The 24,407-nt window shown below is 69.8% G+C and carries 18 protein-coding genes; 15 read left to right on the top strand and 3 right to left on the bottom strand.

Translation table 11 applies throughout. The features are described 5' to 3' along the window. Positions 1–10 precede the first annotated feature (10 nt). Genes E6J58_17530 through E6J58_17500 form a run of 7 tightly spaced genes read left to right on the top strand, consistent with a single transcriptional unit; the run spans position 11 to position 9,580 of the window. Positions 11–2,017, top strand: coding sequence for a tetratricopeptide repeat protein (locus E6J58_17530; protein ID TMB34812.1), 2,007 nt, complete (start codon positions 11–13; stop codon positions 2,015–2,017). Next, positions 2,017–3,162: a DUF4388 domain-containing protein gene (locus tag E6J58_17525; GenBank protein TMB34811.1), complete on the top strand. Its 1,146-nt coding sequence runs from the start codon at positions 2,017–2,019 to the stop codon at positions 3,160–3,162. The genes E6J58_17530 and E6J58_17525 overlap by 1 nt, the downstream gene beginning before the upstream one ends. A gap of 32 nt (positions 3,163–3,194) precedes the next feature. After that, the gene (locus tag E6J58_17520) at positions 3,195–4,199 is read left to right on the top strand and encodes a PhoH family protein (GenBank protein TMB34810.1); all 1,005 of its coding nucleotides are present in this window, start codon (positions 3,195–3,197) and stop codon (positions 4,197–4,199) included. 9 nt (positions 4,200–4,208) lie between these two features. Next, complete coding sequence (locus tag E6J58_17515; protein TMB34809.1) at positions 4,209–5,501, top strand: hypothetical protein; 1,293 nt, start codon at positions 4,209–4,211, stop codon at positions 5,499–5,501. 48 nt (positions 5,502–5,549) lie between these two features. After that, complete coding sequence (locus E6J58_17510; protein TMB34808.1) at positions 5,550–7,901, top strand: HDIG domain-containing protein; 2,352 nt, start codon at positions 5,550–5,552, stop codon at positions 7,899–7,901. A 12-nt stretch (positions 7,902–7,913) separates the two neighbouring features. Next, positions 7,914–9,065: an MFS transporter gene (locus tag E6J58_17505; GenBank protein TMB34807.1), complete on the top strand. Its 1,152-nt coding sequence runs from the start codon at positions 7,914–7,916 to the stop codon at positions 9,063–9,065. 35 nt (positions 9,066–9,100) lie between these two features. Further along, complete coding sequence (locus E6J58_17500; GenBank protein ID TMB34806.1) at positions 9,101–9,580, top strand: peptidylprolyl isomerase; 480 nt, start codon at positions 9,101–9,103, stop codon at positions 9,578–9,580. Here the strand turns inward: E6J58_17500 and E6J58_17495 are convergent. Further along, positions 9,577–11,697, bottom strand: a complete 2,121-nt coding sequence (locus E6J58_17495) for a hypothetical protein (GenBank protein ID TMB34805.1) — start codon at positions 11,695–11,697, stop codon at positions 9,577–9,579. The two genes, E6J58_17500 and E6J58_17495, sit on opposite strands and share 4 nt — an antisense overlap. 73 nt (positions 11,698–11,770) lie before the next feature. Between E6J58_17495 and E6J58_17490 the strand changes: the two genes are divergently transcribed. Next, on the top strand, positions 11,771–12,160 hold the full coding sequence (locus tag E6J58_17490; protein ID TMB34804.1) for a TIGR02266 family protein: 390 nt from the start codon (positions 11,771–11,773) through the stop codon (positions 12,158–12,160). Positions 12,161–12,237: 77 nt separating this feature from the next. On the opposite strand, the gene E6J58_17485 is transcribed toward E6J58_17490, so the two are convergent. Further along, positions 12,238–12,693 (bottom strand): DUF192 domain-containing protein, encoded by a 456-nt coding sequence (locus tag E6J58_17485; GenBank protein TMB34803.1) that lies wholly within the window; start codon positions 12,691–12,693, stop codon positions 12,238–12,240. Positions 12,694–12,708: 15 nt separating this feature from the next. Next, positions 12,709–13,659: an adventurous gliding motility lipoprotein CglD gene (cglD, locus tag E6J58_17480; protein TMB34802.1), complete on the bottom strand. Its 951-nt coding sequence runs from the start codon at positions 13,657–13,659 to the stop codon at positions 12,709–12,711. On the opposite strand from cglD, the gene E6J58_17475 reads away from it, so the two are divergent. From E6J58_17475 to E6J58_17445, 7 genes are all read left to right on the top strand, one after another. Continuing rightward, positions 13,000–14,550 (top strand): outer membrane beta-barrel domain-containing protein, encoded by a 1,551-nt coding sequence (locus E6J58_17475; protein ID TMB34871.1) that lies wholly within the window; start codon positions 13,000–13,002, stop codon positions 14,548–14,550. The two genes, cglD and E6J58_17475, sit on opposite strands and share 660 nt — an antisense overlap. Before the next feature lie 11 nt (positions 14,551–14,561). Next, positions 14,562–16,232, top strand: a complete 1,671-nt coding sequence (locus E6J58_17470; GenBank protein TMB34801.1) for a hypothetical protein — start codon at positions 14,562–14,564, stop codon at positions 16,230–16,232. Positions 16,233–16,363: 131 nt separating this feature from the next. Further along, entirely contained in the window at positions 16,364–20,413 is a 4,050-nt protein-coding gene (locus tag E6J58_17465; protein TMB34800.1) for a hypothetical protein, read from the top strand. Positions 20,414–20,436: 23 nt separating this feature from the next. Next, positions 20,437–20,706 carry a hypothetical protein gene (locus E6J58_17460; GenBank protein TMB34799.1) on the top strand — a complete coding sequence of 90 codons (270 nt, stop codon included), beginning with the start codon at positions 20,437–20,439 and terminating at the stop codon, positions 20,704–20,706. Between the two features lie 12 nt (positions 20,707–20,718). Then, positions 20,719–22,680, top strand: a complete 1,962-nt coding sequence (locus E6J58_17455) for an AgmX/PglI C-terminal domain-containing protein (protein ID TMB34798.1) — start codon at positions 20,719–20,721, stop codon at positions 22,678–22,680. A 4-nt stretch (positions 22,681–22,684) separates the two neighbouring features. Next, complete coding sequence (locus tag E6J58_17450; GenBank protein ID TMB34797.1) at positions 22,685–23,170, top strand: hypothetical protein; 486 nt, start codon at positions 22,685–22,687, stop codon at positions 23,168–23,170. A gap of 55 nt (positions 23,171–23,225) precedes the next feature. Next, positions 23,226–24,299 (top strand): TIGR04552 family protein, encoded by a 1,074-nt coding sequence (locus E6J58_17445; GenBank protein TMB34796.1) that lies wholly within the window; start codon positions 23,226–23,228, stop codon positions 24,297–24,299. Positions 24,300–24,407 lie beyond the last annotated feature (108 nt).

Raw genomic sequence — 24,407 nt, 5'->3', positions numbered from 1 at the left:
GGATGACCGGGTGACTTCGAGCGGGTCCTTCCTGCGCGGGCGCGTGCTGCTGAGCGTCGCCGCGGCGGCTCTCGCCGCGTCCGCGCCGGCCTCCGCCGAGGAGGTTCCCGCCCCCCCGCTTCCGGTTGCCGCTTCCGCCGTCGCAGCGGCGTTGACCATGCCGGTGACGAACCGCGCCGTGCTCATGCCGGGCGGCCGCAGCGCAGACATCCAGCTCCACTGGACGGCCAGGCGGGAATACGTCCGCGACCGCGACGAGCGGCGCGCCGATGACGAGGAGCAGCGCGTCCGTTTCCTCAAGGACGAGCTCGCCATCGAGAACCTGTTCTCCGTGGGCGCAGCGCTGGTCCGGGAGAGCCGGCTGGCGCTCCATTCGGGGGCGACGGCGGTCGCCGTCCAGCGCTGCAAGCTCGCCGTCGATCTGTCTCCAGCTCTGCCCGCGGCGCACACTTGCCTCGCCCGGGCGTCGTTCGCGGAGAGCCCGGTCTCGCTGAAGCCGGTCTTCACGCACTTGGGAGCCGCGGCTGCCGCCGCCTGGAACGATCCCCGCATCTCCGGCGCGCTGATCGCGAACGCGCTTGCGGTGCTTTTCATCGGCTCCGTCGTCGCGGGGTTCGCGTTCGTGATCGTGCTGTTCCTCCGCCACGCGAGCTTGTACGCGCATGACGTGCACCACCTCGTCCCAGGTGGCACGCGGCGGGGGTGGCAGTCGCGGATGCTCGCCGCGGTCCTCCTTCTCTCACCCGTCCTGCTGCAGATGGGCCCGCTCCCGCTGGTCTTCACGACGCTTCTCGCGTGTGCGCTCTATGCCACCACGGCGGAGGCCGTCATCTCCATCTCCCTGCTGGTCGGCCTCACACTCTCTCCCTGGGCGGCGGAGGGGATCGGCCAGGTGGCCGCCTTCTCCGGACCAGCCGCCGACGTCTGGCTGGTCGAGCACGGCGAAGGAACGGGGCTGGAGATCGCCCGACTGCAGAAGCGGCTGGAAACGGTGAACGAGCTTCCCGTCTCCTTCGCGCTCGCGCGCAAGGCCAAGCGCGACGGCGACCTCGTCACCGCGGAGAAGCTCTACGTGAAGGCGCTGGAAGTGCAGGGCGGCGCCAGCTCCGCCGGCCTGGCCGCCGTCCGCAACAACCTCGGCAACGTCTACCTGCTGCAGGGCGACGGGCAGAAGGCCATCGCGCAGTACCAGCAGGCGATCGACCTGAAAGAAACCCTCGCCGCGCCCCACTTCAACATCAGCCGAGCGCTGGCGATGGGAGGGGTGGATACCCTGGAGAAGGTCCAGGCCGAGCAAGCACGCGCCCTGCAACTGGATCGGGCGCTGGTCGAGTCCTTCACCGGGGGACAGCTCCAGGCGAACCGGAAGTCGAACAAGTTCCTCATGGACGTTCCGCTCGACATCAGCCAGCTCGACCCGCTCCTCGACCTCCAGGAAAGGGCGGCGGAGGTCGTCGGAGACGAGGTCCGGGCGCAGCTCGCCGGCAATCTGCCCGCACCAATGGCCCTGGTGATGCCGATCCTCGCGGCCATCCTGTTGATTGCCCTCCGGGTCTCGAAGGCGCGAATCCGCCCGAGCGGATGCTGCGACCGCTGTGGCCGCGAGGTCTGCCGCCGCTGCGATGCCGACGCCCGGCCGAGCGCGGCGCTCTGCGCCCAATGCGTGAACGTCTTCATCCGCCGCAACGGCGTGGACGCGCAGGAGCGGATGCGCAAGGAGTCTCTGGTGGAGGCGTACCACCGGCGGCGGCACCTCATGGTGCGCGCGCTGGCGGTGCTCTCCGGCGCCGGCCATCTGATGATGGGCCAGGCGATTCGCGGCACGTTCTATCTGCTGGTAACGGCGTCGCTGCTCGCCAGCATCGTGCTGTGGCGGGGCATCACGCACGATCCGCTCGCCGTCGGAAGCGGCGTCTCGGTCGCCCGCCTGGCACTGACCGCGGTGCTCTTCGTTGGCGTCTACGCCATCTGCTTGCGCGATTTGCTGGCCCGGCAGCGGGCGGAAGAGGGCGCGTAATGGCGCTCTCCGGTACTCTCAAGGACTTCGGTATCGCCGACATCCTGCAGCTCATCGGGCATCAGACCAAGACCGGCCGGCTGATGCTGAAGACCGGCAACGACGAAGTCGAGGTCTACTTCATCGACGGCAAGGTGGTGTTCGCCAGCGAGAAGGCGCGCGACTCGAAGGACCTGCTCGGGAGCCTCCTCCTCCGGGCGGAGCTGCTCAACAAGGAACAGCTCGACGACGCCCTGTCCATGCAGCAGCGCACGCTGAAGCGCCTTGGCGACATCCTGCTGGAGTCGGCGGTGGTGACGCGCCCGCAGCTCGCGCAGATGATGCGGCTGCAGACCACCGAGACCCTCTACAAGCTGTTCTCCTGGAAGAACGGGTCGTACGAGTTCTCGCAGGAGCAGGTCGACGCGGCGAGGAGCACGTTCGATCCCATCCGCGCGGAAAGCGTCCTTTTGGAAGGCTTCCGGCGGATGGATGAGTGGCCGGCGCTGAAGAAGAAGGTCCCGTGGACGGATGCGACGTTCGAGCCGCTCAAGGAGCTGGAGACCGATGACCTTCCATCCAGCGACGCCGGTCTCGACGAAGGAGCGGTCAAGGAGGGAGAACCCACCGGCCGCCACAAGCTGATCTACAAGCTCGCCGCCAACGGGAAGAACGTCAAACAGCTGGTGGACGCCTCGCGTCTTGGCGAGTTCGAGGCGCGCAAAGCCCTGCAGGAGCTGATCGAGTGGGAGTACCTGAAGGCGGTACCCGCAGGTCCGGTCAAGGCGCTGGCGGAAGGCATCCGCAAGGGACATCGCAAGACGCTCTCCTGGGCGGGAGCGCTCGTCCGGCTGGCGCTGTCGCTGGCCTTCTTCGGGGCCACGCTTCTGCTCGTCCGGTCAATGGCGCCGACGCTGGGGACGTCGAGCGGGGATACCCCTGCCCGTAAAGGCGCGGTGGCCCGCCTGATCTCGCGAGATCAGCTGGTCCGGCTGGAGAGCGCACTGGCGCTGTACCGCATGGAACACGGCGAATATCCGGCCGCGCTCCGCGCCTTGGTGGAAGGCGAGATCGTGAGCGAGAACGACTTGCGGTACCCATGGAAACAGCCGTGGTACTACCGCCGCACAGCCCAAGGGTTTGTCTTGTTGCCGCCGCTTGATTAGATCATTCGTGGAGGCCCTCCTGGGCCCATGAGGTGGGATTGGCAGAACCTTCTGCGCGACTGGAGCTGCTGGACAACGATGGTGCACGGACGCTGGCCGGCGGGCGCAGCGAGAACCTCAAGCTGATCGAGCAGAGGTTCGGGGTCCATATCGGACAACGCGGAAACGTCTTCCTCATCTCCGGTGAGCCGGCGAAGGTCGCCCTCGCGGAGAAGCTGCTCGGCGGCCTCACCGAGCTGATCCAGCGCAAGTACCCGCTGGGGCTCGAAGACGTGGAGCAGGCGAGCAAGGTGCTCCTCGCCGACGCAAACGCGGACCTGAAGGACATCTTCCTCGACACCGTCTACGTGACGAACCGGAACCGTCCGGTGACGCCGAAGGGGTTCAACCAGAAGGCGTACATCGACGCGATTCGCAAGCACGACATCGTCTTCGGCATCGGACCGGCGGGAACCGGGAAGACCTATCTCGCCATGGCGATGGCGGTCGCCGCCCTCGTCGAGCGGCGCGTGAAGCGGATCGTGCTCTGCCGGCCCGCGGTGGAAGCCGGTGAAAAGCTCGGGTTTCTTCCCGGGGATCTGGCGGAGAAGGTGAGCCCCTACCTTCGGCCGCTCTACGACGCGCTGCATGACCTGATGGACATGGATCGGGCGCAGGACCTGATCGAGCGGGGGACCATCGAGGTTGCGCCGCTTGCGTTCATGCGCGGGCGGACGCTGAACGACGCGTTCGTCATCCTCGACGAGGCGCAAAACACGACTACGGAGCAGATGAAGATGTTCCTCACGCGCCTGGGCTTCGGGTCCAAGGCGGTGATCACCGGCGACCGCACGCAGGTCGATCTCCCTTCCGGGAAGGCGTCGGGAATGATGGACGCGACGCACATCCTCAAGGATGTGGACGGCATCCGCTTCTGCGAGTTCACCGACCGCGACGTGGTGCGCCATCCCCTGGTCCAGGAAGTGGTGCGCGCCTATGACGCCGCCCAGGCGCGCCGCGAGGCGGAGCAGGCTGCCAAAAAGGCGGAGCCGGGTTAGAAGCCGGGGATGGTTCCCGCCCTGCTGCTGATCGCCGTCGCCCACGGCTCCCTGCATTTCATCGAGGACGACCATCCCAAGGCCCTCGCAGCCGCGCGGGCAGAGCACAAGCCGCTCTTCGTCGATCTGTGGGCGACCTGGTGCCATTCCTGTCTCTCGATGCAGCGATTCGTCCTCAGCGATCCGGGCATGAAGCCCGTCGCCGACGCGGTGGTCTGGAGCTCCGTGGAGACGGAGCGCGAGCCGAACAAGCCGGTCGTCGAGAAGTATCCGGTCGATGCCTGGCCGACGTTCCTGATCGTCGACCCCGACACGGAGGGAGTGCTCGGACGCTTCCTCGGATCGGGAACCGTCCAGGACATGCGCGCCTTCGTACAGGACGGCGTTCGCGCGTACCGGGAGAAGGGCAAGCCCGCCGATCCGGCCTGGGCGGCGCAGCGGGAAGGAGATGCGGCGCGCGCCCGCGGAGATCTCAAGTCGACGGCCGAGGCGTACGGACGCGCGGTGCAGCTGGGCAGAGCGGACGATCCGCAGCGGCCCCAGCGGCTCAACCTGTACATGTCGGCGCTGCTGCGCGCGCGCGATGACCGCACCTGCGTGCAGACTGGCTTGAAAGAGGCGCGGAACACACCCGACAGCGCGCTGGGGACCGACTTCCAGAGCTACGCGTTCTCCTGCGTGCAAAATCTGCCCAAGGGAGATCCGGACGCGGTCCGGATGCACGATCTGGCCATCGCGCGCATCCGCGAAATCCTCGCGAAACCGGATGCTCCGCTGGCCGCGGACGACCGGAGCGACGCCCTGGCGACTCTGTCGGAGATGCTCGATGTGAAGGGGAGGCATCCGGAGGCCGTCGCGGCCATGCAGGAGCGCGCACAGGTGCTGGAGAAGGCGGCCTCGGCCGCGCCGGACGCCACGCTCGCATCCACGTTCGATGCGCACCGGGCCGACACGTACCTGTACCTGAAGGAGCCCGCGAAGGCGGAAAAGCTGCTCGCGCAGCGCGAGAAGGAGATGGCTTCGGACTACAACCCGCCGGCGCGTCTGGCGCGCGTCCTCTTCGAGGAGAAGAAGCTGCCCGAAGCGGAAGCGGCCGTCGATCGTGCGCTGGCGAAGATGGACCGGGGCCAACGTCGGGTCGGAATCCTCGATCTGAAGGCGAAGATCCTGAAGGCTGAAGGCAAGAGCACCACCGCGGTCCTTCGGGAGCAGCTCGATGTGCTGCGTTCGCTGCCGAAGACGCAGCGCAAGCCCGCTCGCGAGGCGGAGATCGAGCGCCAGCTCGGCACCGCTAGCCGGTGAGCGGAGTTCTTTGAAGCCCCCTGCTTTGCTGGCATAGTGCCGCCCGCCATGCAGCCCGCCGTACCGTCCTTGACGTCGCGCATCCTCCGCGTTCGCAGGGTGCGCCAGGCGCTGGCGCTGCTGCTGCTCGTGGGCATCGCGGTGAGCGCGGCGTTCCTGCTCACGCCCTCGCGGTTCACGCCGGCGATCCCCGGCGACGAGGCAATGGGGACGCTCTTCTCAGGTACCCTCAAGGCAAATCGCGATTACGACGTTCCGGATCCAGCGGCGACGGGTGAAAAGCGCGAGGAGGCCGCGCGATCGGTCTGGCCGGTCTACGACTTCGACGGCGCAGCGGCAGAGACGCTGCAGCGGCGCACCTCCAGCGCGTTCGCCCGCGGGCGGGACGCCATCGCGCAGTGGAAGCAGCAGAGCCCGGAGAAGGCTGAGCGGTTGCTCAGCGAGCGCAAGGCCGACGCCGAGACGCTGCGGTTCCTGCGCTCGCAGCGAGACGAGTTCTGGAAGGCGCTACAGGCCGTGGTGGAAGACGACGACTACGTCGACCTCGCGCGCAGCGGGTTCGATCCCGCCGTGGAGCGGGCCGCGCTGCGGGTGGCCGGGCTCGCTGCCTCGGCGTTCGTGGTCGAGGAGCGCGGGCTCCTCGCCGCCGACCGGGAGCGCGGGATCATGGTCCGCACGCTGGGAGGCGTCGGCGCGCCCGAGCAGGCGGTGCGCGACATCGACCGCATCCAGGATCTCATGTCCGCGCGGCAGAACGTGGAGCGCATCGGCGCCGCCCAGCTCGGCGACCTGCCGCCGCGCACCGCCCGCGCCGTCACGCAGCTCGTCCGGCGCGCCTTGAAGCCGAACCTCGCGTACGACGACGCCGAGACGCGCCGGCGGCAGGAAGGGAAGCGCGCGCAGGTCAAGGACGTCCTCCTTCAGGTCCGCAAGGGCGAGAAGATCATCGGAGACGGCGAGCAGATCACCAAGACGCACCTCTTGATCTTCCAGGCGTTGCGCGCCGCGGGAAAGGCGGCCGGCAGCGACCAGCTGCGCTGGGGCGGCGGCCTGTTTGCGGCGTTGATCTGCGCCGCGGTGTTCGGCTTCGGCCGGAGGAATCTGCGCAAGTTCCGGCCCCGGAGCCGGGACGTGTTCCTGCTCGCGGCGCTGCTCGTCGCGCAGCTGTTCGCGGTCAAAGGTGCGCTCTCCGGCGCCGACGTCTTGCAGGAGGCGGTTCGCGACGAGCTCCCACCGCCGCTCGCCGGATACGTGGCGCAGGCGCTTCCGTTGCTGGTGCCCTACGCGCTCGGCTCGCTCCTGGTCCGTTTCCTGCTCACCAGCGAAGCCGCGCTGCTTTGGACCGCGGCATTCGCGCCGCTTTGCGGCCTTCTCGTGGGCGGTTCGTTGCAGATCGCCGCCGTGGCGCTCATCGGCGGCCTGGTTGCCGCGGATCGCATCGGTCATGCAGGGCGCAAGAGCGCCGTCTTCCATGCCGGCCTGTTCACGGGAGTGACGACGGCGGTGGTGGTGGCGACGTTCGCGATGTTCCAGGGTCGTCTCTGGACGTGGGAAACGCTCGCGGGCGTCCTCGCCAGCGGGCTGGCCGGAGCGGTGATCCTTCCCTTGTGCGCGCTCGTGCTCTCGCCGCTGCTGGAGCTGCTCTTCGGCTACGTGACCGACATCGAGCTCCTCAAGCTGGCCAACTTCAACCATCCGCTCCTGAAAGACCTGATCGTGCAGGCGCCCGGGACGTACCACCACGGGATCCTCATCGGTCAGCTGGTCGAGGCCGCTGCCCGTGAAATCGGGGCAAACCCGCTGCTCGCGCGCGTCGGCGCCTACTATCACGACATCGGCAAGGGCAAGAATCCTCTCTTCTTCGGCGAGAACCAGAAGGGCGAGAACCGGCTCGACGGGCTGACACCCCAGGCGAGCGCCGAGATCATCCGCCGCCACGTCGCCGACGGAATCGAGCTGGCGGATCAGGCGAACCTCCCGCGGCAGGTGACCGATTTCATCCCGCAGCATCACGGGACGCGCCTGATCGCGTACTTCCTCCACCGGGCCAAGGAGGAGGCGGAGCGGGCCGGAGCGGCGCCGCCGAGCGAGGACGACTTCCGATACCTGGGCCCCAAGCCGCAGACGCGCGAAGCCGCCCTGGTGATGATCGCGGACATGGTCGTCGCCACCTCGCGCAACCTCGCGGCGCCTGCGCCGGAGAAGCTGCGAGCGCTGGTGGACCGCGCTGTCCAGGCCGTGGTGGCGGAGGGCCAGCTCCACGAGTGCGAGATCACCCTGCGCGACCTGGAGCAGACGGCGAGGAGCTTTGCGGAGTCCCTGGAGCGGATCTTGTCGCGCAGCGACGCGCCGCCGCCGCGCCTGCGCGTGCTGGAGGCGGAGCAGCTCAAGAGAGCGTAGCCGCGGCGGCCGATGCTCTCCCGCAACGTGGTCGTCTTCGGCATCGTCTCGCTGCTCGCCGACGTCTCCGGCGACATGGTGGTGCCGCTCTTGCCCGCCTTCGTGGTGACGCTCGGCGGTGGTGCAGCCTACATCGGCGTGATCGAAGGGGCGGCGGAGGGTACCGCTGCGCTCCTCAAGTACGTCTCCGGCCGCTGGGCGGACCGCGTGCGGCGACTGCTTCCTCTGGCCGTCGTCGGGTACGCGCTCGCGGCATCGGTGCGCCCGTTTCTCGCCGTCGCGCAGGCGCCCTGGCAGGTGCTCGCGGTGCGCAACGTCGACCGGATCGGCAAGGGGATCCGCACTTCTCCGCGCGACAAGCTGCTGGCGGCGAGCGCGCCACGGCACCGGCTGGCGGAGGCCTTCGCCTTCCAGCGCGGGATGGACCACGCCGGCGCCGCCATCGGTCCGCTGCTCGCCGCAGCGTTCCTGGTCGTCTGGCCGGAGCAGATCCGCCGCGTGTTCCTGCTCGCGGCCATTCCCGGAATGCTGGCCGTGTTCGCACTCCTCGGCGTTCGCGAGCAGTCGCCGGCGCCCGTGCGACGGGAGCAGGGGGGCGATGCGCCGGGACGGGTACCGGGGCGGTTGCTCACGGCGATCGGCGTCTTCACGGTCGGGAACTCCACCGATGCCCTGTTGTTGCTGCGGGCCGAGTCGCTGGGCGTCCCGACCGTCCAGCTCCCGCTGCTCTGGGCCGCCCTTCATGTCGTCCGGGCGCTCGCGTCGTGGCCGCTGGGACGCATCGCCGACCAGCTCGGACGCGAACGGACGCTGATCGTGGGCTGGCTCTGGTACGCGGCCTGCTATGCGGGCTTCGCCGCCGCGCGCGTTCCCGCGCACTTCTGGATCCTTTTCGCTGCGTACGGCCTCGTGGCGGCGCTGACCGAAGGCACCGAGCGCGCGATGGTCGCCGACGCGGTACCGCCCGAAACGCGCGGCCGTGCACTCGGGATCTACAACCTCGTCACCGGCGCTGGACTCGTCGCCGCTTCAGTCCTCGCCGGGCAGATCTGGGAACGCGCATCGCCCACGGCGGCGCTCCTCTTCGGCGCGTTCCTTGCGTTCGGCGCAAGCGCGGTGCTTCGTTTTGGACCCCGACCGGGCGAACGGGCGCCCGTCGCCTAGCTGCTCCACGCCAAAGCTGTGGCCAGCTTCAGCTCATGCGCGTGAAGCAGGGCCGGGTGGTGCTGCTCGATTACATGGTCCGCGTCGGGACCGGACGGGTGGTGGAAACGAGCGCCGGCAAGGCGCCCATCGAGTACCTGCACGGGGCGGGGCAGATCCTTCCAGCCCTGGAGCGCGCGCTCGACGGCCTGAAAGAGGGAGAGCAGGCCGCGTTCAGCATCGCTGCGAGCGACGCCTACGGCGAGCGCAAGGACGACAACGTCGTCTCACTGCCGCGCACTCTCTTTCCCGCCGAAGTGAAGCTGGAGAAAGGTCTCTGCCTGTATGCGCGCGCGAGCGGCGGGCAGAGCTATCCCATCACCGTCAAGGAAGTGAAACACGACATGGTGGTGGTGGACCTGAACCATCCACTCGCCGGCGAGCGCCTGTTCTTCGAGGTGAACATCCGCGGTGTGCGCCCTGCGGGAAACCAGGAGATCTTCGCGGGCAAGGCGGCGGACGCAGAAGTCGTCTAGCGCAGCCGATCGATCCATCGCTGCACTTCGAGCCTGCGGCCCGGCGGCGCGTCCTTTCCCAGAGCGATGAACGCCGCGCGCGAGGAAGCATCGTCGCCGACGTGCCACGCTGCAATCCCGCGCATGCGCAGCGCTTCCTGGACGAAGAGGGCCCCCGGCAGCTCGCGCCGCAGCGCGCTCGCGGCGAAGGTCGCGCACTCGCGCCAGGCGGCGCGGTTTTGCATCTGCTTCGCCAACAGGTAAGCGGCCAGACCGTCCCGCGGTCGCGCGAGATCGAGATCGCGCAGGTGGAGCAGGACCTCCGGCGCGTTGTTGTTTTCGGCGAGCAACGGGCGCAGCGCCGGCCAGCTCTGCGGGTCGGCGACGGCGCGAAGCCGGACGGTCAGGCCGCGCTCGCCGGCCTCGGGTTGTGCGAACTGAGCCGCCTGCTGATAGCGGGAGAGGGCGCGCGGCACGTCACCCGCCTTCCACGCTGCGTCGCCGGAGTCGATCAGGACCTGCGCCTGCAGGGGTCGCGAAAGCTTGGGATGGGCCAGCGCCTTCGCCTCCGTCGCTTCGGCAGCCGCCGGATCCTTCGCCGCCTGCTGGGCGCGCCGCAGCGCGACGAGCAGCGCGGGATCGTCGGGCTCGAGCGAGGCACACCGCGCCCACAGCTCGGAGGCGCGCTGGGGATCCTTCGCGGTCTGCGCCTGCCGCTGCAGCGCCGCGACCTCGTGAGCGCAGCGCTTGCGCACGATTCCCGGCGCCGCATAGCGCTGGGTGGCCAGGGTCACGGCGCGTTCCGGCTCCCGCAGGCCATCGAGGAACTGCAGGTAGTCGGGGACCAGCGGAGGAAGCTCCAGCGATTCGGGTGAGGCGTAGAGGCGGAAGAAGACCGCGGGACCGCGGGTCTCCCAGATCCAGCGCAAGAACGATCCCGCGGCGGTGTACGCGCGCGCTCCGGATTCCGCATAGAAGAGTCCCCGCCGGAAGAGGCGGGGAAGATCGGGAAGGCGGCGCAGATCCTTCAGCGCGCGCGCCTCCTCGTGAAGCGTGAATTCGCCCGCAGGCCAATCCGCCGCCACTGCCACTCCTTCGATCAGCGCCATCTGCGGCACGATCCCGCCGGGAACTCCCCAGGGGCCGGCGGCGATCTGCGCCCCGAGCGCGTGGACGAGCTCGTGGCGGAGGATCGGATGTGGCGGGGGAGCGTCGTTGGTGTGGATCTGGCGGAGCCACGGCTTGGTGAAGCTGGTCTCGGCGGCGCCGATCAGCGTGCGCTTCTCGTCGGCGGACCGATAGAGGTAGACGTCGATGCGCGGGCCGGGCGTGATCCCGAAGAAAGCGGCCACGGCACGGACGTCGATCTCCGCGTCCCGGGCCATCAGGGCTCGCTCTTCGTCCTTCTTCTCCCGGGGAAAATGAAGCACCAGATGCTCCGTCTCGATCCGGCCGCCCAGCTCGCCGTCGAGCTGCGCCACTCCGGCTTTCCAATGGAGCTTCTCCGCCTGCAGCGACATCCAGATGGCGCCCAGCCCGCACGCGGCGAGAGCGAGCATCCCCCGGCGGCGCGGTCGTGGCGGCCCCGCGATCAGCGCGATCCCGGCGCAGGCGCCCGCGTACAGCAGGGTATCGGCACGGAAGAGCCACAGCGCGCGCGACGTGGTGATCGCCTCGTCGTAGATCGGCCCCGGATACATCCCGCCGAGATGATGGAAGGCGAAGACTTGCGGACCGCGCACGACCGGCCAGAGCGCCACCACCAGGGAGCCGGCAAACACGCCCGCATAGACCCAGCCGGCGCGCCGCGGCGCGACGAAGCCGCAGGCCACGCCGAGCGCGCACGCCAGCACCGCCGAAGGAACCGCGATCGCCAGGTACAAGGCGAACCCGCCGAGGGGATCGCACGCTGGCCTGCGCACGCCGTTGAGCAGGCTCAGCGTCACCGGGATGGCGAGCGCCCAAAGCGCGAACCAGAGAGCGCGCGAGAGCGCCCGCGCCGACGAATCCCGCTCCATCCGCGCGGCGGCGATGCCGGGCACGCCGCCGAACAGCCCTGCCGCGAGCGCGACCAGCTCACTGAGCTCGTACCCGAGATGGTCCGCGAGCGGCAGGAAGCAGGCGACGAGCGAGAGCACGGCGAGGAGCGCCAGGTACAGCCGCGGGCCGATTCTTGCTCCCAGCCGGTCGCTGCTGTCAGATGGATCTACGATGTCGCCTCCGGAGGACCAGCGTCGGAACCCGCGCGCGCCCTTGCGGCTGCGCATCGACTACGAGCGCATGAACGCGTTCTTCGCGGACTATACGAAGAACATCTCCAAGGGTGGGACCTTCATCAAGACCACGCGCCCCGAGGAGGTCGGGACCCGCTGCCAGTTCTTGCTCTCGCTGCCCGCGCGGTCCGAACCGCTGCTGATGGAGGGCGAGGTCATCTGGGCCCTTTCCGCCGAGCAGGCGCGGCAGAGCGGGGCGGAGCCGGGCATGGGAGTGCGCTTCGTGTTCGCCGACGACGCGGGGCGGCGCCGCTTCGAGCGCGTCGTCGAGCGGATGATGGAAGAGAGCCTCGGTCCCACCATCGCGCGCCGGCTGCTCCGGCGCTGAAGAGTCCCGAGGCAGCGCGCGGACCCCCGCGGCGCTGCGGGACAGCCGGCGCGACCCCGCGCCGGGCTAGAGCGCATCTACTCGGGAATACCGATGAAAGCCGCGCGGGTGCCGGGCCCGACGGCATGGGTCGCGGCTTCGCCGGCGGCGACCTCGACGACGTAGCGCGAAGGCTTGCCGACTCCGCGCAGCGCGTCGGTCTGCGGGGATGCGCTGGCGACCACGCCGATCACGGATCGCGACTCGTCGAGGAAGACCATGTCCAGAGCGATGAGCGTGTTGTGCATCCAGAACGTATGGTCCTCCGTGGTGGGAAACACGAAGATCATCCCCCGATCCGGCTCCAGCGATCGCCGGTACATGAGCCCGCGGGTGCGCGACGCATCGTCGCTGGCGATCTCGACGCGCACGATCCACGGCCCCCGCGCCGTTTCGAAGCGGACCGCTCCCTGGGACAACGCCGGGCCTTTCTCCACCGCGGCCTCGCCGTGGCAGGCGGCGATGCAAAGAAGGCCGGTGACCATGCGGCGCATGCGCGGCAGGTTATCTCACTGTGAACGGACGCAATACCAGGTCGAGCCGAGCTGGCCGAAGAGCTGCTGGTACCGATCGGGGCTCAGCCGTGTCCGCATGATGTCGAGGTACTGCTGGTTCAGCGCGAGCTGCGTGCACGCCAGTCCCGACGGGCACGTCGCCCCCTCGCCGCTGCACGGCTGCGAGCAGTAACCCGCGGCGCCCTGTGTGGCGAGGCAGGCGAAGCTCTCGCATTCGCTCGAACCCAGGTACAGGTACTGACGACCGGGCAGCGGGATCAGCTCGCCGCCAGCCCCATTCTCCACATGACAGGCCGCGCCCAAATCCGTCCGCGCGCAGGCAGCAGCCAGGAGAACTGTCAGCAGCACGACTCTGCGCAGGGCAACCATGGCGAGGGAAAGTTGGTTCCCGGCTCGGCGGCCGCAAGGGGTTGCCCGCCTGTGGAGCACCCCCCATGTTTGCGGCGCCATGCGTCCCTGGGTGCTGTGCGTCATCGCCTGCTCCGCCGCTGCAGCGCGGGCGCAATCCGCCGATCCGGCGGACACGATCACCGCGGTGCAGAAGCGCCCTTTGCGCCAGGCGAACCGGCTGGAGATCTCGCCGTACGGGGAGATGGGGATCGGAGATCCATACCTACAGCGGTGGGGCGCGGGGTTGAGGGCGATGTGGCATCTGCGCGAGGGCCTTTCGGTGGGGGTGGACGGGAGCGGCTTCGGTACGTGGGAGACGCAGGAGCTGGTGATCGCCAAGCGGGAGCTGCACGCGCGCATCGTCGAGTCGCGGTTGCGCGGCTCGCTCGCGGGCTTCGCGGCGATTGCACCTTTGTACGGAAAGGTCGCTTTGCCCGGCGATGCGCTTGTGCATTTCGAGACGTTTCTCGACGCTGGCCTCGGCGCCGCCTGGACGGAAACCGACGCGACGCGCGGAGTCCGTCCGATGATCGCCGCCGGCATCGGACAGCGCATTTCTCTTGGAGAGAGCGTCGCGCTGACCCTGCGGGTGGGCGGCAACCTCTACGCAGAGCGGGTGATGGTCGACGGCTCCGCGCAGACGAAGGCGATGGGCTTCTGGACGGTGCGTCTCGGGCTCTCCTTCTATTTCGGTGGCGGACAATGAAGGGGCTGCTCGCTGCCCTCGTGCTCGTCGCTGTCCAGGCGCGCGCCGCCGAGGACCCCGCGACTCCGCCCGAAACGAAGGTCGCCCAGGTCACGCCCGCGAGCCTGCCGCCCGTGGCGTCGGTCCCGAAGTATGGCGCTCCGGCATCGCTTCCGCCGGTGACGGCCCAGCTCTTCCACATCGGCGGGATGCTCGAAATCCAGCCGATCTTCGCCTTCTCCATCGGCGACCCGTTCTGGAGAACGCTGGGGATGGGGGTGCGCGTCGAGCACCATTTCGACGAGCGCTGGTCGATCTCCACCCACGCGATTGGCGGGGTCTCGCTTCTGGCAGCGCCCGTGGAGGTGTGCAGCGATAGTTGCGGCAGCCCGGCGGAAGGAAAGCTCCGCTCCACTCCGGGCAAGCTCCAGATCCTCGCCGGCGTCCAGATGGGGTGGGCGCCGGTATACGGGAAGCTCTCGTTGATGGGCGAGCGCACGCTGCATTTCGACGCGTACATCGCCGCCGGTCCCGAGTTGGTCCGCGAGATGATTGCGCCCGATGCGACGTCGCCGGAGTCGGGTCGCTGGGCCCTCGGCGGCCGTGTTTCCATCGGTGAACGCCTCTTCCTCACCGACCGTTTCATGGTGCGGATCGCCGCCAGCGAGCTGGTCTACTCGGGGCGGGTGCGGGGACGCGCCGAAATCGAGCGCAAGCTCACCATCGAAGGCGGGGTCGCCTGGCTCTTCGGCGGGCGTTGACGGGGGTTGGGATGACTCTGGTACTCGCGCTCGTTCTGGCGGCCGCGGATCCAGTAGGCGCGTACGGTGATGTCGATCGGGCGAAGCTCACCGCAGAGGACGCGCGCGCCCGCATCGCCACGGTCGTCGAGGCGTTGAACGACGCTGGAATGCCGCGGAGCGCAACGGTGCTGCTGGCGGCGCTCGCTTCCGATCCGCAACAGTCCGAGGGCGTTCGGACGGCGGCGCGCGCGCAGCTTGTGGCGCGGGCCAGCGCGGACGGCGCCCTGGCGCAGCTCCTCGTCTCGGATCGCGGCGATCCCGGCAAGCTGCCGCCAGCGGTGGCGGTGACGATCGCCCGCGGCCACCTCGAGCGGGCGCTGCAGATCGCTCCGCCGGAAGAGGGAGTCGCCTTCGAGCCGCTGCAGGATTCGCCGGACTCGCAGCCGGCCTTGGTTTCGAGTCCAAAACCGCTCGACAAGGAGCTGGCGGCGGAGATGGGCTTCGCCGCTGCCGAGCCTTCCGCCGCTCCGCCGGCTGTTCCGCAGCAGAAGCTTCCAGCCGAAGCGCAGCGCGAGCTCGATCTGGCGCGCACGCTCGCAGGTTCCGTTCCGGCCGGCGATGCGGCCGAGGGCGACGCGCGCGAGGTCGGGGCCTTGGCGGCGCTCGCTTCGGGAGACGCCGCCGCGGCGGCGAAGGAGTTCCTCGCGGTCGCGGAGCTTCCCGTCCGGCGCGGCGACGCCGCCGCGGCAGAGCGGCGCGACAAGGCATATCTGCAGCTCGCACGCCTCGCCTACCAGCGCGGCGACGACGCTCTGGCCGCGCAGCTGTACCAGCGCGTCGGCCGCGGCGCGCCCGAATGGCTCGACGCCCTGTTCGAGGCGAGCTGGGCGCACTTCCGTCGCGGCGAGGACGAGAAGGCCCTGGGAAACCTCCTCACGCTGCACGCGCCCTTCTTCCAGGAGCGGTTCTTCCCCGAGTCGTTCATCCTGAAAGCCCTGGTCCTGTACGAGAACTGCCGTTACGCGGACGCGCGCGCATCGCTCGCGGAGTTCCAGCAGCGCTACCAGCCGCTCCACGACGGGATCGTGCAAGCTCTCGCGGCGCTGCCTGGTCCGCAGGCCGCAGCTGAACTTCTCGCCCGAGGTGCAGTCGGCGTCCAGCAGGCCATTCCCGCCGCGGCGCGCGAGGAAGTGGCGCGGATCGAGCAGGGCGGCGACCTGCACTCGGCGCTGCAGGCGGCAACGCAGCTCGCGCAGGAAATCGACTCCATCGATCGGCGCCCGGAACCGTTCCGCGGCTCGGCCCTGGTCGCGCGCGTGGCTCCGCTCGCCCGTCACGCCCGCAGCCGACTCCTGGAGACTGCCGGGAGGAAGTTGATCGCGCGGCTCGACGCCGAGCGCGCCACGCTCCGCGAGCTGCTCGGTCAGTCGCTGCGGCTCTCGTACGAGATCGCCGGCCGTGAGCGTGAGCTGGCGACGTCCGGACCAGGCGCGGCCCTCGGCGCGCAGCCGCAGAAGGATCCGCCGCAGGTGGCGGACGACGAAGAGCTGTGGCCGTTCCAGGGCGAGTACTGGCGCGACGAGCTGGGTAGCTACCGGTATCAGCTCGGCCAGCGGTGCCGCCGGCCCCGCGCTCCCATCCCGACAGCTTCGCAGTCGGCACCGACTCCGGCGAAGGTCGCCGGAACGCCCGGGAACTGAGAACCGGATTTCCCAACCATGCCGTTCCCGTTCCCCCACCCTGAGAGCGACGGACGCAGGGAACGGAGGTTGCACCGCCGCGAAAGGACGGCAGGCGGCTGTCCGCGCGCCGCCGGCAGGGAGGGTTGTTGATGCTTGCCTTGCTCATCGCCGCGGCAGTGGCGCAGCCGGGCCGCGATCCGGCGCTGCTGCACCGGGGCGCGCCGCCGGTCGCCGCCGTGAAGGAGCAGGAGCAGGAAGCGACGCTGCGGAGGATGCTGGAGCTGGGCGGCGCGCCTTCCGGTCAAGCCGAGGCGCTCGCACGTCTCGCGGGCTTCTTGCGCGCGCGCGGCCTGGCGCTCACCATCCGCTCCCAGGCAGCGGCCGACAGCGGTGACGAGGCGGCCGCCGCGAAGGATCGGCGCGCTGCCGCGGATGCACGCGCGGAGGCCATCGCCCGCTACCGCGAGCTGCTGAAGAAGTACCCCCGCGCGCCGAGAACGGACGAGACGCTGTTCTTCCTCGCCGACACCCTGCAGGAAGCGGGGCGCGATCCCGAAGCCATCGCGGTAGCGCGTGAGCTGACGAAGAGGTTCCCGCGCTCGGTCTGGGCGCCGGCGAGCCATGTCTTCATCGGCGAGCACCTGTTCGATGGGGCGAAGCTCGACGCCGCGCTGAAGGAGTACCGCGCCGCCGCGGAGGTTCCGGACGACGACGTGTACCCCTACGCGCTCTACAAGGCCGCCTGGTGCCGGTTCAACCAGAGCGCGTTTACCGACGCGATGAAGCTTTTCAAACGGGTGGCCGACATCTCCGAGAAGTCGGGAGACGTGAACAAGGTCCAGCTGGCCCGCGAAGCGCGGCGGGACTACGTGCTGGCGTACGCGCGGATCGGCAAGCCCGAGTCGGCGAAGGACGAGTTCGCGAAGAAGTTCGGCGCTGAGAACGGCCTGAAGATGCTCGAGCAGTATGGCAAGCTCCTGTTCGACACCGGGCGTGACCCCGAGGCGCAGGTCGTCCACCGCCAGCTCCTTGCCGTCCACGGAGAGGTGCCCGCGGCGGCGCTGGATCAGACCCGGCTCCTCGTCCTCGCCCAGCGCGGAGGCAGGAGGCGGGATCTTCTGTCCGAGTCGAAGAGGCTGGTCGAGATCTTCCAGCGCGTGCGCGAAGGAGCGCCGTCGCGCGGCATGGCGGTCGCCGACGAACGATACGAGCAGGCGCGACGCCTGGGTGAGGAGACCCTGCGCAACCTGGCGGTGGAGATCCACAACGAGGCGCGCAAGACGCGCCTGGAGGAAACCTGGATCGCGGCCCGCGCTCTGTACGCCGAATACCTCAGCCTCTTCCCCGACGCGGCGGACGCCTACGATCTGCGCTTCTTCTACGGCGAGCTCCTGTACGCGCGCGGCCTCAAGGCCGAGTCCGCCGAGCAGTACGAAGCGGTGGTGAAGCAGGACCTGTCCGCGAAAACGCCAGGCCGCTGGCTGCAGAAGGCCGCCTGGAGCGCGGTGCTTGCGCGCAACGAGGCCATGCTTCACGGCGGCGCCGAGCAGAAGGACACTGGCGAGCGGCGGGCGCAGCGGCCTCTGACCGCGGACGAACAGAGGCTTGCGGAAGCCTGCAACCTGTATCTGAAGGCGCTTCCGCAAGGGCCACACGCCGTCGAAGTGGCGTTCAAGGTCGGGCGCCTGGAGTACATCTCCGGCGACTACGACGCCTCCCGCAAGCACCTCTCATTCATCGCGCTCGACCATCCCGAGCACGAGCTTGCCGAGTACTCGGCGAATCTGGTCCTCGACATCGAGAACCTTCGGGGCGACTGGGAGGCCGTGCGCCGCTGGGCGCTCAGATTCCTCGAAGACCGGCGGCTCACCGCGCACGGAGCCCTCCTGCACGACCTGCGGCGGGTCGAAGAGCAGAGCGCCTATGCCCTTGCCGACGCGGTCGCTCCGGACCCGAAGAAGGCAGAGGCGCTCCTCGCGTTCGTCCAGGTTCATCCTCGCGGGCAGCTCGCGGACAAGGCGCTGTTCGGAGCTGCCGCCGCCCTCTCGCGGGCAGGCCGCATCGACGAGGCGCTCGTTTCCCGGGCCAGGGTCTGGAAGGAACAGCCGCGTTCGCCGCTGGTCCCCCGTGCCCTGCTCGCGTCGGCCTCGGACCTGGCAGCGATTGGCAACCTGGGCGACGCGGCCACGCTGCTCGAGCGGTACGCCGCGGGCTACCAGAGGCAACTCGCAACAGCGCGCGACCGGCGGGCGCATTCGCGCGGCAGCCGGCCATCGGAGAGCGCGGTCTACGAAGAGTCGAAGGCACAGGTCGCCCTCCACGATGCCGCCGTGCTGCGGGAGGCCCGCGGCGAGCTGCGGCAGGCCGTCGCCGATCGCGCGCTCGGCCTCCAGCTCTGGAAGAGCCCGGCGGATCCCGACGAGCAGCGCTACGCGCTCGCGCAACTCCGCGCCAGAGTCGACGAGCCGGCGCGCGTGGCGCGCGACATGGCGGACCTGGCGCGATCGGTGAAGCAGAAGCCGGCCCTGCAGATCGCTGCCTGGCGCGAGGCCGCACGGCTCTTCGCCAAGGCCGGTGAGGCAAGCAACGCGCAGTGGTCGTGGACCGAGCTGGAGCGCGTGTACCGCGCGCTGGGGCCGAAGGGACGCGAGAAGCTCCCGCTCGATGCGCTGGCGGCGGCCGCCGACGCGCACTTCGAGCTGGGAGCGGGCGCTTTCGAAAGCTTCCGCAAGCAGGAAATCCGGCCGCCGCTGATGGCCACGCTGAACCGCAAGATCGCCTTGCTGCAGGCGGTCAAGCGCCGCGCCGAGGAGACCGTCGCGATGCGGCAGGCGGAGCCGGCGGTGTGCGCGCTCGCCCAACTCGGCGAAGCGCAGATGCTGCTCGGCCAGGCCATCGCGACCAGCCCGTTTCCACCCGGGCTCAATGGCGAACAGCGAAAGCTGTATCGCGCGGCGCTGTCGGAGAGAGCAGAACCGCTCTACGGCGAGGCTCGCGAGACGTTGAAGAGCGCGGAGGCGAAGGCGCGCGAGCTCGGCGTCACCGGACCCTGCGCGCTGCGCGTGGCGACGCTGCTCGACAAGATGTCCGTGAAGCCGGCCGAGCGCGTCCAGCTCAGCGTGGCCGCATCGCCGGTCGTCGACATTCCGGAGCTCGTCGACGCGCGCACCGTGGCTGGGGAGCGGCCGAAGCGCCTGATGAGCGAGACCGTCGCGGCTGCCGCGCGCGCGACGCCGCCACAGGCGGTGGAGAAGTTCCAGGCTCTCGTGCAGGCGCTGCACCTGCCACCGGCGCAGTTCGATCTCGCCGTCGCCCTCGATCGCGCGGGCCGCGGGATCGAGGCCGAGGAGGCATATCGCGCCGCAGCGTCGGAGAAGGGCGCTCTTGGCTACGAGGCGGGTGCGCGTGCGGGCGCGCTCGCGGCTGCCCGCGGTGACGCAAAAGCCGCGCGCGACGCCGTCGTCGCGGCGACGACCGCTCTGGCCAGCGAGCCTGCTGCGCGCTTGCTGCAGGCGAGAATCGAGCTGGCCCTGGGGAACGCGGACGGCGCGCTGGCGGCGGTCAGATCCGTGCTCGCGGTGGCGCCGACCGATTCCAGCGCGCTCTGCACGATGGCGCGCGCGCAGCTCTCCGTGGGTCAGTCCGGCACGGCGAAGCTCTTCGCATCCCGCGCGGCGCTGGCGGACCCTCTCGATCCCGAAGCGCTCCTGGTCCAGGCGGAGATCGCGCGGGTCACCGGCGAACCCGCGGCCGAGCTTGCCGCTCTCCAGGCTGCCGTCGAGCTCGATCCTGCGTGGTCGCGCGCGCAGGTCGCACTCGGCCGAGCGTTGTACGAGCGCGGCCAGCAGGACGCCGCCTTGAACGCGCTCGAGGACGCGGCGGACCTCGATCCCTCTTCGTATGCCGCCGCTCTCGCGTACGGGCAGGCGCTTGCCGGGGCGAGGCAGAACCAGGCGGCGAAGGAGGCGCTCGACCGGGCGGTCGCCCTCTCGCCGCGGGCCGCCGACCCGCACTTCGAGCTCGCGCGGCTGAAGCTCGATGGCGACGGCGATGCCCAAGGTGCGCTCGCCGAGGCAAAACTTTTCCTCAGCCTGAGTACCCAACCGCCGCCTCCGACACACCCCGTCCACGCGCTCGTCCAGCGGTGCGAGGAGGCGCTCAAGCAGCGCGCGCAGGCATCGGTCGTGCAAACGCGGTAGCCGGGCGTCGGCGGGGAGGGGGAATGCTGAAAAGCGTCGTTGTTGCCGCGGCGGCAGCCGCACTCGTCGCCACCGGCGCGGCGGCGGCCAGGGAGGCGGACAGCAGGCAGCCCGGATCCCATCGCCCACGCAGGACCATCCTTCACTTCGGGGAAGACGACATTCGCGGCGACATCACCCGCCCCGACGGCGAGCTGGTGCAGGCGCCGCGCAAGGTCGCGGAGCCCAGCATGCTCCGCGTCCGCCGCTCGTTCGTGGACCGCGCGCTGGCCGCGCCCCTGCAGGGCCGCTGAGGCGAAGACGCGATGATTCCCATCGTCCTCAAAGTCTACGATGGCGGGAAGCTGAAGACCTCCCGCGCCTTCCGGACGGAGCGGATCCGGATCGGCAGCGCGTCCGCCGATCTGGTCCTCGAATCCTCGAGCGTCGCGCCGACTCACGCAGTGATCGAGACCGGCGCGATGGGCGCGGTGCTTCGCGCTACCACCGCCGCCCCGGTGTACCTGAACGGACAGCCGATCCTCGCCGCTCCGCTGCGCCACGGCGACCTGATCTCCATCGGCGAGCTGCGCATCATGGTCGAGCTGCACGCGCGCACGCTGCCTTTGCCGGGAACGCAGAAGCCGAGGCCGCGGCTGCAGCTCATCCACGGCGAGGAAGAACCGCTCCTCGAGCGGTCCCATGCCCAGGTGCCCGCGCTCCAGGTCGTGCGCGAGGACGGCGCCTTCGAAGTGGAGGCCGGCACCGATCAGGGCCTGCACGACGAGATCGAGCCCGTCGCACCCGAGCCCGAGCCCACCGCGCTGCCGCCCGCCCCGACGCCGGCGCATCCACCCGTGCTCCCTCCTGCCGCGGCGCCGGTGAACGAGTCTGCCGCGGTGGCGGTGCGCGCGGAGCAGCCGGCTCCGCTGCCGACGATGTCGCTGCCGCCGATCACCACGCCTCTCGGCGGCGACTGCGCCGAAGTGGAGCTGTTCTGGGGCGACACCCGCGTCAGCGTCTGGCAGCTCCAGCCCGGCGATCAGTTCCATGCCGGATCGGCGCCAGGGTGCCAGGCGCTGCTCCAAGGCATCGACCGCGCCGTGGTCCTCACCAGCGACGTCAACGGATGGACGGTCGCCGCGCCGAGGCCGCTGCAACTGGTGCTCGAGGAGGAGGGCCGCGTCCTCGGCGGACCCGAGCTGCTTGTCCGCGGCCGGAGCCAGGCCGACGCGCATGGTCTCGTGGTTCCGCTGCCGCATCGCTCGATCGCGGTCCTCTCCAGCGGCAGTCTCGCGCTGCGCATCCGCCGGGTGAGCGGGGTCGCGCGCGTCGGTGGAGAACAGACGGACTGGAAGGGCGTGCTGGTCGCGAGCATCGCCGCGATCCTGATGGTCACCGGCATGAAGTTCTGGAGCGCCGGCGTGCCGCCGCCGAAGGTGAGCGCCGGAGAGCCCGAGCTGATCAAGCCGCGGCCGCTGGTGGTGCGCACGGCTCCGCCGAAGCCCAACGAGACTCGGGTCCTCGACGCACAGAAGGTCAACCAGGCGCGCCGCGATCCGGGCAAGGCGGTGGCACGGCACATGGGGCAGGAGGGCGAGGCGGGCAGCAAGACCGCGCCGCGCCGCGATGCACGCGCCGAGCGGAAGATGGATGACCGCGCGCTGATCGCGCAGACCGGCCTGCTCAAGGCGCTGGGCGGCGGAAACGGGAAGAGCGACGTGTTCGGCGTCGCGCTCGAGAAGGGCACCCGCGACGCGATGGGCCATCTCACGGGTCCAAAAGCGGGCGAGGCGCACGGCGACGGCGGCATGGGTCTGAAGTCGCTCGGCGGGCGCGGCGGCGGCGGCGACGGGTCGGGCCTCGGCCTCGCGCGCATCGGGACCAACGGCATCGGCGGCGGGCTCGCCAACTACGGCGACGGGAAGGGCGGCCTGCGCGGCAAGGAGAACGGCGAGATCGGGCTCGGCCCCGGCAAGCCGGAAGTGGTCGGGTCCATCGACCCTGAGCTGATCCGCAAGGTCGTGCACGAGCACCGCGCGCAGATCCGCACCTGTTACGAGACGGAGCTCACCAGCAAGCCGAACCTCGCCGGAAAGCTGGTGTCCGCCTGGACCATCGATCCCACCGGCGCCGTGACGGAAGCGCACACGCAGGAGACCACTCTGCGGGACCGCACCGTGGAGAGCTGCGTCGCTTCCAAGATCAGGACCTGGCGCTTCCCCATTCCGAAGGGCGGCGGCGAAGTCTTCGTCACGTATCCCTTCATCTTCACGCCCGGAGGGTGAGGCGATGATGCTGCTCGCGCTGGCGCTCGCGGCTGCGGCGCTGCAACCGTGGATCGGCATCTCCGCCGGGCCTGTCCTGCTTCGCGAAAGCGGACGCGCCGGGGTGGGAAGCGGTCCGCTCGTGCGCGTGGAAGTGGGATATCCGGTCGCCGACCGTGTCGCTGCCGAGCTCTGGCTGAGCGGCGCAATGGAAAACGCGCCGCCCGCAACGCCGGGCGATCATGCGCTACTCGCCGGCGGCGGCGGAGCGCGTCTCCTCGTGACCCGGCTGGATCCGGGCGGGAAGTTCGGCCTTTGGCTGCACGGCGGAGCTGGATGGGGTGTGCCGGTCGCCGGCGATGGCCAGCACGGGCCGATGGGTTTCGGTGGCGCATTGCTCACCTTCCAGCCGTTCATGACGCGGTTCACGCTTGGCCTCGAGGCGAATGCGGTCGCATGGCGCAGCGCGGTAGGAATGGCAGTCCTGCCGTCCCTCCGCTGCACGTTCTAGGTCCCCCGGAAGGTTGCTTGTAGCCGGGTCGCGGTTGCAGCATGCTGCCGCCGGCATGCTCGCGCAGCCTCCCATTCCATTGCCGGATCGCTGGACGCTCGGAGATCTGGAGCGCATGCGGCTGATCCTGGGCGGCGGATCGGTGATCGATTGGCGCAGGCTGCACTTCCAGACCAAGGAAGAGGTCGACCATTACCTCCGCCTTTGTCTGTTCGAGCCGAGCGACCCCTTCGATCGGGCCCGCCTGCAACGTATTCTCGACGAGGCAGTCGACTATCTGCGGACCACCTTCCGCTACGTGGTGGCGGAAGAGGTCGCGCAGCCTGCGCAGGTGCAGGACCTGTTCCTTCTCGCCTCCGGCGTTGGAGACTCGCGGCTCCGCCGCATCGCTTGCCTCGTGCTGAAAGTGATGCACGTCGTCCATCACGTCGAGGCGCGCGGCTTGCTCCACCGCGCCCGCGTCAGCGAGGACGAGCTCTGCCAGCTCGTCACCCAGCGCGTCGATCACTGCATCGCCCAGCTCCGGCGCGAAGGCTTTCCCGTGGTTGCCGCCGCCGGCAGCGTCAAGACGCGTCACAGCCTGATCACCAAGCTCCTGGCGAAGAAGGAGACGCTGGCGGCGCAGATTTACGATCGCGTCCGCTACCGGGTGGAGACGGCCGACCGCGACCACGTCCTGCCCGTGCTGGTCCGACTCTGCGATCTGCTCATCCCGTTCAACTTCGTCGTTCCCGGGCAGACGCAGAACACGCTCATCTGCTTCAAAGAGCTGGTTCGCGACTGGCCCTCGCTGAAGCCGCTCGCGCCCCAGCTCCAGGTCGGCTTCCAGGACGAAGAGCAGGAGGAGCCACAGCAGAACGAGTTCTCCGGCGACTCTTACAAGGTGCTGAACTTCGTTGCCGAGCTGCCGGTGCGACTGCCGGAGCGGGCGGTGGATGCCGGCGACGGCCGCATCGTCTTCTGCATGGTGGAGCTGCAGCTCGTCGACCGCGACACCGCCGTCGACAACGAGCGCGGCGAGAACTCGCACTCCCGCTACAAGCGCCGCCAGCTCCGCCGCGTCTTGCGCCGCCTGTCCCGCGGCCTGGTGGTGCCGCGGCGGCCCAAGGTCGTGCAGAAGTCGCCTTGACGGCGCCGGAAACTCGCGCTACTCGCTCGGTCCCCGCCGTTCCGGCACCGTCGCCAAGTTGGTAAGGCAAGGGACTGCAAATCCCTCATTCCCCGGTTCGAATCCGGG

It is taken from the genome of Deltaproteobacteria bacterium (genome assembly GCA_005879535.1).
GTDB lineage: Bacteria > Myxococcota > Myxococcia > Myxococcales > 40CM-4-68-19 > 40CM-4-68-19.
This window is presented reverse-complemented; position numbering and strand designations above follow the sequence as displayed.